General features: G+C 53.3%; 10 protein-coding genes. 9 read left to right on the top strand and 1 reads right to left on the bottom strand.

Translation table 11 applies throughout. The features are described 5' to 3' along the window. The first annotated feature begins 266 nt into the window (after positions 1 to 266). The 9 genes from NC979_RS17555 (at position 267) to NC979_RS17515 (ending at position 9,148) form a co-directional block, all read left to right on the top strand. Positions 267 to 2,087, top strand: a complete 1,821-nt coding sequence (locus NC979_RS17555; protein ID WP_190519260.1) for a phosphodiester glycosidase family protein — start codon at positions 267 to 269, stop codon at positions 2,085 to 2,087. A gap of 285 nt (positions 2,088 to 2,372) precedes the next feature. Continuing rightward, positions 2,373 to 2,792, top strand: coding sequence for a cupin domain-containing protein (locus NC979_RS17550; protein ID WP_190519258.1), 420 nt, complete (start codon positions 2,373 to 2,375; stop codon positions 2,790 to 2,792). Between the two features lie 93 nt (positions 2,793 to 2,885). Then, entirely contained in the window at positions 2,886 to 3,272 is a 387-nt protein-coding gene (locus NC979_RS17545; protein WP_190519256.1) for a HesB/IscA family protein, read from the top strand. A 130-nt stretch (positions 3,273 to 3,402) separates the two neighbouring features. Beyond that, positions 3,403 to 3,777, top strand: a complete 375-nt coding sequence (rpsL, locus tag NC979_RS17540; protein ID WP_190519254.1) for a 30S ribosomal protein S12 — start codon at positions 3,403 to 3,405, stop codon at positions 3,775 to 3,777. Between the two features lie 188 nt (positions 3,778 to 3,965). After that, a complete protein-coding gene (rpsG, locus tag NC979_RS17535; protein ID WP_190519252.1) occupies positions 3,966 to 4,436 on the top strand; it encodes a 30S ribosomal protein S7 in 471 nt (156 codons plus the stop codon). 123 nt (positions 4,437 to 4,559) lie between these two features. Then, positions 4,560 to 6,635 (top strand): elongation factor G, encoded by a 2,076-nt coding sequence (fusA, locus tag NC979_RS17530; RefSeq protein ID WP_190519249.1) that lies wholly within the window; start codon positions 4,560 to 4,562, stop codon positions 6,633 to 6,635. A gap of 23 nt (positions 6,636 to 6,658) precedes the next feature. Then, positions 6,659 to 7,888, top strand: a complete 1,230-nt coding sequence (gene tuf / locus NC979_RS17525) for an elongation factor Tu (protein ID WP_190519247.1) — start codon at positions 6,659 to 6,661, stop codon at positions 7,886 to 7,888. Between the two features lie 109 nt (positions 7,889 to 7,997). Next, a complete protein-coding gene (rpsJ, locus tag NC979_RS17520) occupies positions 7,998 to 8,315 on the top strand; it encodes a 30S ribosomal protein S10 (protein ID WP_017300626.1) in 318 nt (105 codons plus the stop codon). Positions 8,316 to 8,503: 188 nt separating this feature from the next. Then, positions 8,504 to 9,148, top strand: a complete 645-nt coding sequence (locus tag NC979_RS17515) for an LON peptidase substrate-binding domain-containing protein (protein WP_313887281.1) — start codon at positions 8,504 to 8,506, stop codon at positions 9,146 to 9,148. Here NC979_RS17515 and pheA read toward each other — a convergent pair. Continuing rightward, on the bottom strand, positions 9,129 to 10,034 hold the full coding sequence (pheA, locus tag NC979_RS17510) for a prephenate dehydratase (protein WP_190519245.1): 906 nt from the start codon (positions 10,032 to 10,034) through the stop codon (positions 9,129 to 9,131). The genes NC979_RS17515 and pheA overlap by 20 nt on opposite strands. Positions 10,035 to 10,133: the final 99 nt, after the last annotated feature.

Here is a 10,133-nt window from a genome sequence, read left to right as displayed (position 1 = left end):
ACTCAGTCAATTATCTTGGTCTGTCGGAGGGAACTAGGGGCAATGGTCCTAGTCATAAAGCATTGGCGCGATCGGCGCTTTATCTGTAATTTACAGACTTTATCAGTAGTTTACAAACCTTAGACTCAGCATGTAGCCACAGCTTCTTAGAATTAAGCGGCAGTAGCGGTAACGGTTGTTTCAAAATCCTCCTAAACAGCGTTTGATTGCTTAGTGGTTTGCCGTTTACCCAGTCAGCATTAGACCTTCATACGGCGATGGTTTTTATGGTTAAATGGCCAGCCTTGACGCTATTACTCTTTCACTTTCGCCTGAAACACCGCTGGGTCGTGGGAGGCTGGGTTGGCTGGTTGGGGCTAAGTGTTGTAGCTGCGATCGCCCCTGCTCCCATTCTAGCTGTCCCCCCTGCCTCGCCACCTGCTGAAACAGTCATAGCCGATGCAGCTGTAAACCCTGCCGCCCAAGGCCAAACTCTGACCATTAATGGCAGTCCCGTCGCCGTTCCCTGGATGATGGTCAATGGTCAAATTGGCTTAGCCGACTACGGCTTGACTGCGTACCTAGGGGCTACCCTCCTCAACAATAGTGATCCCAGTCGACAGCCTGTACAGTGGTTCTCTGCGCCTGGTAGCTCCGTGGAACTCTCCGCCTGGGTTCAGGGCGGCTATAGGTTTCTTGACATCATGCCTCTAGCTGCCCGATATGGCTGGCAGGTGCAGCCCCAGGGGGGCACGTTGCAAATTACCACTGCTCCGGCCCAAGTGATAGCGTTGCGTCGCGTTACTCAACCCGGCGGTGAGCGCTTAATCGTAGAGTTGTCAGGCCCAGTGCCCGCTGCCCTAGCCGATAGTGCCGATGCCCTAACCCTCACTCTAGGGGCTACCGCCGATAGTCGAGTAGTTGGGGATGCGATCGCCGCCCCCGCCGGATCTTATTTGGGATCGCTCACCGTTTCTCCCACAAATGGAGGTATTCGCCTCCAGGCTAGTACCAGTTACCCACCCCGACTGGTTACCCAAGCCAATCCTAACCAGATCGTGATCGACATTCGTGCCGACAATCTCCAACCCCACAGCATTGCTTGGGCCCCTGGAGTGCGCTGGCAGCAGCGGTACGTCTCTGTAGCCGGTCGGCCGTTTCCCGTCTATTACTTACAAATCGACCCTACCCAAACCAGCCTGCGCCCCATTTGGACTGACCCCACTACGGCGGCGGGCACTGCCCCGTTGACGACCATTGCCCAACGGTGGCAAGCGGCCGCTGCCATCAACGCCGGGTTCTTCAATCGCAATAACCAATATCCCCTCGGGGCTGTACGGGCCAACAACACCTGGATCTCAGGCCCTATTCTCAGCCGTGGTGTCGTGGGGTGGAACGATCAGGGTCAGGTGCGCATGGAGCGCCTTGCTTTGCAGCAGACCCTTACCACCGCCAGCGGTCAGAGCTATCCAGTACTGGCGATCAACAGCGGCTATGTGCAGGCAGGCATCGGCCTCTATACCCCTGCATGGGGGGCAACCTACCGCCCTGTGATTGAAAGTGAAACGGTGGTTACGGTGGTGGATGACGTGGTTACGGCCCAGCAGCCTGCGGCCACTATTGCCCCTGGAGGACTTCCAATCCCTCCCAATGGCTATCTGCTGGCCCTGCGCTCCTACGCTACCGCTGCCCAAGCCCTGCCACCGGGGCAGCGGGTTACCATCGCCTCTGATCTCCTACCCGCGACGATGGCTCCCTTTCCTAACTTGATTGGCGGTGGACCGTTGCTGATTCGCGATCGCGCCCTCGTCCTCGATGCCAAGTTAGAGCAGTTCGGCACAGCTTTTAGCACCCAGGCTGCTCCTCGCAGCGCCATTGGCCTCACCGCCACCGGCGAAATTCTGCTAGTAGCCGTTCACAATAGCCCTCAAGGTTCAGGCCCCACCCTCGATCAGCTGGCTCAAATCATGCTTCAGTTGGGCAGCACCAACGCCCTTAATTTAGACGGCGGTAGCTCCGCCAGTCTTTATCTAGGCGGTCGGCTGATCAATCGTTCTCCCCGCACGGCAGCTAGGGTCAATAACGGCATCGGCTTGTTTTTCCCGTAGCTTTTGGAGTCGCATCGCCACAGTATCTGCCCCAAATTCTTTAAAACCTCAAAGTAGGTATAAAGAATTTGTGTTTTTGTGTCTTGCTCTGCCCAGATACTCCGCTCTGCCAATGTGCGCTTGTTAGACTATTGCCTGAAAACCTTGCCCGAGCCTTGTGCATCTGAAACTCTTGGGCCAAAACAAAAGTCTGATCGCAATGGGCACCATAGGACAACGCGATTCTCCCGAGTCGCTTATTCCGCCACAGTCTTATACATTCAGGTTCTAGGAGAATTATTCGGTATGCCAAAACTACAAGAGTCGATTCAGCCCACCGCGTTGGCCCTGGCCACCAGCAACGGCAAAGAAATTGCTGAAACAGGGTTGCGCCCCTGGGGTTCTTATACAGTGCTCGAAGAGGGCCGAGGCTACAAAATTAAGCGTATTGAAGTCAAGCCTGGGCATCGCCTGAGCCTACAGATGCATCACCATCGCAGTGAGCACTGGATTGTGGTGTCCGGCACTGCCAAAGTGGTTTGCGGCGAAAACGAGATTCTTCTGTCTACCAACCAATCTACCTACGTACCGCCCTGCACCCAGCACCGTCTAGAGAATGTAGGCGTTATTCCCCTGGTGCTGATTGAAGTCCAAAATGGCGAGTACCTAGGCGAAGACGACATTGTTCGCTTTCAAGACGACTATTCTCGGGCCGAAAATATCTAAGCTATTGTCCTGACTAAATCAGCACAATGAAAAACGGCGGTGATGCTAAGCTCAGCATTACCGCCGTTTTTTGACCGTTACTGCAAAGTTCCTATGGTTCAAATTCGTCCCGCCGCTGCTCAAGAACTCAAACGACTGCTGCATCGGCATACTGCCCACACCAGATCTGCGTCTCAGATCTATCTCACCCTCGAGCCGGGTGGCTGTGCCGATTGGACCTACCAACTAACCTCAAATATTACGCCTCAGAGGCCGCTAGCAACACTGACCTGCGGTGAGATCAGCCTGGCAGTGCCTGTCGATCAGGTGGAGTTAATCGAAGACCTCACCATCGACTACGCCGAAGATTTGATGGGCGGCGGGTTTCGCTTTACGAACCCGCTGGCCCAGCGCACCTGCGGCTGCGGCAATGCCTTCGCTTTGAGCGCTGATACCCCAGTTACTCAAGACTGCACTGCCGCACATTTGCCAACGCCATAAGATCCGAATCTCAAGCGGGCAACGCTCCAGATTGGTTAAATTACGGCGTTTGACCAAAGCTTCGTCAGAGTGCTAGCATTGGATCTTGTGAAAACTCGAGTATTATCAGCCGTAGCAGCAGAAGCGTCCTATGCCCACGATTCAGCAACTCATTCGGAGTGAGCGCCAAAAAGCCGACAAAAAAACCAAATCCCCTGCTCTAAAGAGCTGTCCGCAGCGTCGGGGGGTTTGTACCCGTGTCTATACCACAACTCCTAAGAAGCCCAACTCGGCTCTGCGGAAGGTGGCTAGGGTGCGCTTGACCTCCGGATTTGAGGTCACTGCCTACATTCCCGGCATTGGTCACAACCTGCAAGAACACTCCGTAGTCATGATTCGTGGCGGCCGGGTCAAAGACCTTCCCGGTGTTCGCTACCACATCATTCGTGGCACCCTTGACACCGCTGGCGTAAAAGACCGTCGCCAGGGCCGTTCTAAGTATGGCGCCAAGCGTCCTAAAGCCTAAGCTGGATAAAACGCCAGGATGGCCTAAATTTCATATGGGGTTGCATGCTTAGGCTTATAAGTTAAGCCTGTCATTAAACTCTGTTTTGAGCTATAGGCTGTTCTGGCTCAACCTTTCAATCCGTCTCAGCTAAGCTAACGAATCTTTTTTGCCCATTCAGCTAGCCTTCAATCACTGGAATTTGAATCATGTCTCGCCGTACCGTTATCCAAAAGCGCCCAATTCCACCCGATTCTGTCTACAACAGCCGGCTCATTACTATGATGAGCCGTCGCCTCATGACCAGTGGCAAAAAGTCTTTGGCTGACAAAATCATCTATAACTCCTTCACAATTATTAAGGAGCGTAGTGGTGGCGATCCCTTGGATGTCTTTGAACGGGCGGTGCGTAATGCTTCTCCTCTGGTTGAGGTAAAGGCCCGCCGAGTGGGGGGTGCTACCTACCAAGTGCCTATGGAAGTTCGCTCCGAGCGTAGCGTTGCCTTGGCATTGCGATGGTTGACCCAGTTCGCTCGTCAGCGCCCTGGTAAGTCGATGGCCATTAGGTTGGCTAATGAGCTGATGGATGCCGCCAATGAGACAGGTGGTGCAGTCCGCAAGCGTGAAGAAACTCACCGGATGGCAGAAGCGAACAAGGCCTTTGCTCACTACCGGTATTAAGTTGAAACGGTGATTGTGGCCGCAGAGCTTCTGCTCGATTGGCGATCGCTGTTTCTATTTCCTAGAATAAATTTGTTTGTTCGGGTTTGCCGAAGCGATCGATAGAGTCACGAGGAGGGAGCTGTGGTACGGACAACGCCCCTAGAGCGGGTTAGAAATATTGGGATTGCGGCCCACATTGACGCTGGCAAAACCACCACCACAGAGCGCATCCTGTTCTACTCAGGCATGGTGCACAAAATTGGTGAGGTTCACGAGGGTACTGCCGTCACCGACTGGATGGAGCAGGAGCGGGAACGCGGAATCACCATCACGGCTGCGGCTATTACCACTAGCTGGCGCGACCACCAAATCAATATTATCGATACCCCTGGTCACGTCGACTTCACCATTGAGGTCGAGCGCTCTATGCGCGTTTTGGACGGGGTGATTGCTGTATTTGATTCGGTGGGAGGGGTACAACCTCAATCAGAAACCGTTTGGCGTCAAGCCAATCGCTATAGCGTTCCTCGCATTGCCTTTGTCAATAAGATGGACCGCACTGGGGCCGATTTCTTGAAAGTCTGCGGTCAGCTGCGCGATCGCTTGGGGGCAAATGCCGTACCAATTCAAATTCCCGTTGGGGCTGAGGGCGACTTCCAGGGCGTTGTTGACCTAGTTGCCATGCGTGCCCGCATCTATCACGACGATCTAGGTCAAAACTTCGACGACACAGAGATACCGACTGATGTCCAGGATGTGGCGGAGGAGTATCGAGCCAAGCTGGTTGAAGCAGTGGCTGAGACCGACGATTCCCTGATGGAAAAATACTTTGAAGGGCAACCGCTCTCTTCAGCCGAAATCGCTGCTGCCTTGCGTAAAGGAACAGTTCAGGGCACTATCGTACCGGTTCTGTGTGGCTCTGCCTTTAAAAACAAAGGGGTGCAGTTGCTGTTAGATGCGGTTGTGGATTATCTACCTTCTCCTATTGAGGTGCCGCCGATTCAAGGGCATTTGCCCAATGGCGAGCTAGGCGAGCGACCTGCCGATGACGACGCTCCTCTAGCTGCCCTAGCGTTTAAGATCATGGCCGATCCCTACGGAAGGCTCACTTTTGTGCGGGTCTACTCTGGGGTGCTCAAGAAGGGTAGCTATATCTACAACGCCACTAAAGACAAAAAAGAGCGGATTTCTCGCCTTATTGTGTTGAAAGCTGACGATCGCATTGAGGTCGACGAATTACGAGCTGGGGATCTGGGGGCTGCCATTGGCCTCAGAGAAACCTTTACTGGTGACACCATCTGCGATCCTGCGGCTCCAATCGTGCTTGAATCGCTCTTCGTGCCCGAGCCGGTGATCTCCGTGGCGGTAGAGCCTAAAACCAAGCAGGATATGGACAAGCTGTCCAAGGCTCTGCAATCTCTATCTGAGGAAGACCCCACCTTCCGAGTCAGCACTAATCCAGAGACTAACCAGACCGTGATCGCCGGTATGGGGGAGCTTCACCTCGATATTCTGGTTGACCGTATGCTGCGCGAGTTTAAGGTAGAGGCCAACATCGGCGCTCCTCAAGTGGCCTATCGGGAAACCATTCGTAAAGCTACGAGAGCCGAAGGCAAATTTATTCGCCAGAGCGGCGGTAAAGGCCAGTATGGTCACGTAGTAGTCGAGGTAGAACCCTCTGAAGAAAGTAGCGGTTTCGAGTTTGTGTCTAAGATTGTTGGAGGGACAATTCCTAAAGAATATGTTTCCCCAGCTGAACAGGGCATGAAAGAGGCCTGCGAATCTGGTATCCTAGCTGGGTACCCCGTAATTGATTTAAAGGTTACTCTGGTCGATGGGTCTTACCACGATGTAGACTCATCAGAGATGGCCTTTAAAATTGCCGGGTCAATGGCGATGAAGGAAGCCGTCATGCAGGCGTCTCCCGTCCTTCTAGAGCCGATCATGAAGGTCGAGGTTGAAGTTCCAGAAAATTTTCTGGGTGACGTCATGGGAGATTTAAACTCCCGCCGTGGCCAGATCGAGGGTATGGGAACAGAGGTTGACGTTGCAAAGGTTACAGCCCATGTTCCCCTAGCTGAGATGTTTGGTTATGCTACCGACATCCGCTCTAAAACGCAGGGTCGGGGCATTTTTTCGATGGAGTTTAGCCACTATGGTGAGGTTCCTCGGAACGTGGCTGAGGCCATTATCTCTAAAAACACTGGGAACGCTTAGAAAGGAAAGGACACGTAACGTAAATGGCACGCGAAAAGTTTCAACGCAATAAACCCCACGTCAACATCGGCACTATCGGTCACGTTGACCATGGCAAAACCACTCTGACGGCCGCCATCACCATGACACTGGCGGCAGCCGGTGGCGCTAAAGCTCGCAAATATGACGAGATCGATGCGGCACCCGAAGAAAAGGCTCGTGGTATCACCATCAATACGGCCCACGTGGAGTACGAGACTGAGACTCGCCACTACGCCCACGTGGACTGCCCTGGGCACGCTGACTACGTGAAAAACATGATCACTGGCGCAGCTCAGATGGATGGTGCCATCCTAGTGTGCTCCGCTGCTGACGGCCCTATGCCCCAAACCCGGGAGCACATTCTGCTAGCCAAGCAGGTAGGTGTACCTAGCATTGTGGTCTTCCTGAACAAGCAAGATCAGGTTGATGACGAAGAGCTGCTGGAGCTGGTTGAGCTAGAGGTGCGCGAACTACTCAGCTCCTACGATTTCCCCGGTGATGATATTCCCATCACTTCTGGTTCTGCCCTGCTGGCTGTGGAAGCCCTAACGGCTACTCCCAAAATTAGCCGCGGTGAAAACGAGTGGGTCGACAAAATCCTAGCGCTGATGGACAGCGTTGATGATTACATTCCCACCCCTGAGCGCGATATCGACAAGCCTTTCCTAATGGCTGTTGAGGACGTGTTCTCGATCACGGGTCGGGGTACCGTAGCCACCGGGCGAATTGAGCGCGGCAAGGTCAAGGTTGGCGAAACCGTTGAGTTGGTCGGTATTCGCGACACCCGTAGCACCACTGTTACTGGGGTTGAGATGTTCAAGAAGAGCCTTGAGGAAGGCATGGCCGGTGACAATGCTGGGCTCCTACTAAGAGGTCTTCAAAAAGAGGACATCGAGCGCGGCATGGTGTTGGCTAAGCCCGGCAGCATCACCCCTCACACCCAGTTTGAGTCTGAGGTTTACATTCTCAAGAAGGAAGAGGGCGGTCGTCACACTCCCTTCTTCCCCGGCTACAAGCCTCAGTTCTACGTGCGTACGACCGACGTAACCGGTAGCATTATCGCCTTTACCTCTGACGATGGCAGCGCTGCTGAAATGGTTATGCCCGGTGATCGCATCAAGATGACTGTCGAACTCATCAACCCCATCGCTATTGAGCAGGGCATGCGCTTTGCAATCCGCGAAGGCGGCCGCACTGTAGGCGCTGGTGTGGTTTCTAAAATCCTGAAGTAGTTTCTGGACTACTTTATTAAGGGCAGGAGTAAGCCTCCAGGGTTTGCTCCTGTCTTTTGTTTCCAGAGCTTTTGCCGCTGTACCTTGACAACTCATTCTTCTAAAACTTATGGCTACTATTCAGCAACAAAAAATTCGAATTCGCCTCAAAGCCTTTGACCGCAGACTGCTTGACACCTCCTGCGAAAAGATTGTAGATACTGCTAATCGCACCAACGCCACAGCTATTGGCCCTATCCCCTTGCCGACTAAACGACGTATCTATTGCGTCCTGCGTTCTCCCCACGTGGATAAAGACTCTCGGGAGCATTTCGAAAGCCGTACCCACCGCAGAATTATTGATATCTACCAGCCTTCTTCTAAAACCATCGATGCTTTGATGAAGCTGGACCTCCCTGCCGGGGTTGATATCGAAGTTAAGCTCTAAGTCCTGATGCTGAACCCGCTGAATGCTTACATATTTGGCGGGTTCTTTGTGCCGGCTAGATTGAGTTACGAAGAGACTATGTTCTGAACCGCAGCATTCCGTTAGGGAGTTGGGTTAGAATACCTCTATGTAAACAAGTGTTACAGCTGCCGTGCCAGAGTGCGGTGCGCTTGAATTCGCAAGAGGCGATGATGTCATTCTCCGAGTCCTTATCTGTGCGAGAACTACCGCTTTTTCCGTTGCCTGAGTTGGTCTTATTTCCGGGAAGACATCTGCCACTTCATGTGTTTGAGCCTCGCTACCGGATCATGATGAATACTGTTCTCCAAAGCGATCGCCGTTTTGGAGTTCTGATGCTAGACCCTGCCACGGGGCAGCCGGCTAATGTCGGTTGTTGCGCTGAAATTCTTCACTACCAGCGACTGCCTGATGATCGTCTCAAAATTCTCACTTTAGGCCAGCAGCGGTTTCGGGTGTTGAGCTACGTGCGCGATAAGCCCTATCGAGTTGGGCTAGTAGAATGGGTTGAAGATAAACCCACCAACCAAGATCTCAGCCCGCTTGCTTCTGACGTGGACCAGCTGCTGCGGGACGTGGTTCATCTATCAGCCAAGCTGACCAATCAAGATATTGATCTACCCGATAATATCCCCGATATTCCCATTGAGCTGTCGTATTGGGTAGCTAGTAACCTGCACGGGGTGGCCCTTGAGCAGCAAGCACTGCTCGAGATGGACGATACCAGCGTGAGGCTAGAGCGTGAGGCTGAGATTCTAACCTCTACCCGCAATCACCTAGCAGCCCGTACTGCTCTTAAGGAAGTGCTTGAGTAGACTGAGTTTTAGCCTTGGCGGCAGCTAGGCTGGGGTCTGCGGTAACCACGTCATAGGTGCCAAAATTAACCAAGGATTCGGTGCAGTACAGGAGTTCGTTAAGAGCCTGCTGTCCCGTTTGGCTATGAGCATCAGTCTCTAAATCGACAAAGAACAGGTATTCTCCCAGCGATCGCTTGGTGGGACGCGACTCGATGCGGCTGAGATTGATGCCGGAACGAGCAAATACGTCCAGTGGTTTAAGCAGCGCTCCAGGACTGTTCACCGGCAGACTGAAGGCTAGAGAGGTGTACCGGCCTTTGACCGGACCTGCTTCCCTATTGTCATCTTTAAGCACCCAAAACTTCGTGCAATTGTCGGAATGGTCGTTGATGTTGTGGACCAAGATCGGTAGGTTGTAGAGCTGGGCTGCCCATTCCGAAGAAATGGCGGCTACTGTGCTGTTATCGGTCAGGTGGTCGAGGGCTTCTGTGGTAGAACGGGTGGCAACCAGGTTTGCCTGGGGCAGGTTGTGCTCGAGCCACCGCTGACATTGAGACAGCGCTTGGGGATGGGAGAAAACTGTTTCTATGACGCTGAGGCAAGTTGCCTGAGATAGCAACCCGTGGCGAATGGGCATGACCACAGCGTGGTGAATTTTAAGTTGCTGAAGCTGCCAGAGAGTATCTAGGGTTGTAGTAACTCCCCCTTCGGTAGAATTTTCGACCGGCACAATCGTCAAGGTTGTCATGCCTTCAGCAGTGGCCTGCATGGCTTTGGGAATGCTTGGGAAGGCCACTAGGTTGACCGGTGGGCTGGTGTGCTGCTCTAGATTAAGGCTATAGGCTAGGGCAGCAAGCTGGGTATAGGTGCCCTCAGGCCCTAGGTAGGCAATGGTAACGGTCATGAGGACTTGCAATAGCGGGCTTGTTTCATAGTAAGACGAGGCTGTCGCGATCGCGCCCTCTGACCACCGATCTCTGACCGGCCTAAATTAACAGCTCCT

Origin of the sequence: Leptolyngbya subtilissima AS-A7 (assembly GCF_039962255.1) — a bacterium.
Classification (GTDB): Bacteria; Cyanobacteriota; Cyanobacteriia; order Phormidesmidales; family Phormidesmidaceae; genus Nodosilinea.
The sequence above is the reverse complement of the archived record's forward strand: the minus strand, read 5'-3'. Positions and strand labels throughout refer to the sequence as shown.

What these genes read in the sequence shown, in the direction of transcription:
- rpsG (WP_190519252.1), top strand. Translation starts at nt 3,966, where the DNA reads ATGTCTCGCCGTACCGTTATCCAAAAGCGCCCAATTCCACCCGATTCT.
- rpsL (WP_190519254.1), top strand. Translation starts at nt 3,403, where the DNA reads ATGCCCACGATTCAGCAACTCATTCGGAGTGAGCGCCAAAAAGCCGAC.
- NC979_RS17545 (WP_190519256.1), top strand. Translation starts at nt 2,886, where the DNA reads ATGGTTCAAATTCGTCCCGCCGCTGCTCAAGAACTCAAACGACTGCTG.
- tuf (WP_190519247.1), top strand. Translation starts at nt 6,659, where the DNA reads ATGGCACGCGAAAAGTTTCAACGCAATAAACCCCACGTCAACATCGGC.
- NC979_RS17555 (WP_190519260.1), top strand. Translation starts at nt 267, where the DNA reads ATGGTTAAATGGCCAGCCTTGACGCTATTACTCTTTCACTTTCGCCTG.
- NC979_RS17550 (WP_190519258.1), top strand. Translation starts at nt 2,373, where the DNA reads ATGCCAAAACTACAAGAGTCGATTCAGCCCACCGCGTTGGCCCTGGCC.
- rpsJ (WP_017300626.1), top strand. Translation starts at nt 7,998, where the DNA reads ATGGCTACTATTCAGCAACAAAAAATTCGAATTCGCCTCAAAGCCTTT.
- pheA (WP_190519245.1), bottom strand. Translation starts at nt 10,034, where the DNA reads ATGACCGTTACCATTGCCTACCTAGGGCCTGAGGGCACCTATACCCAG.
- NC979_RS17515 (WP_313887281.1), top strand. Translation starts at nt 8,504, where the DNA reads ATGATGTCATTCTCCGAGTCCTTATCTGTGCGAGAACTACCGCTTTTT.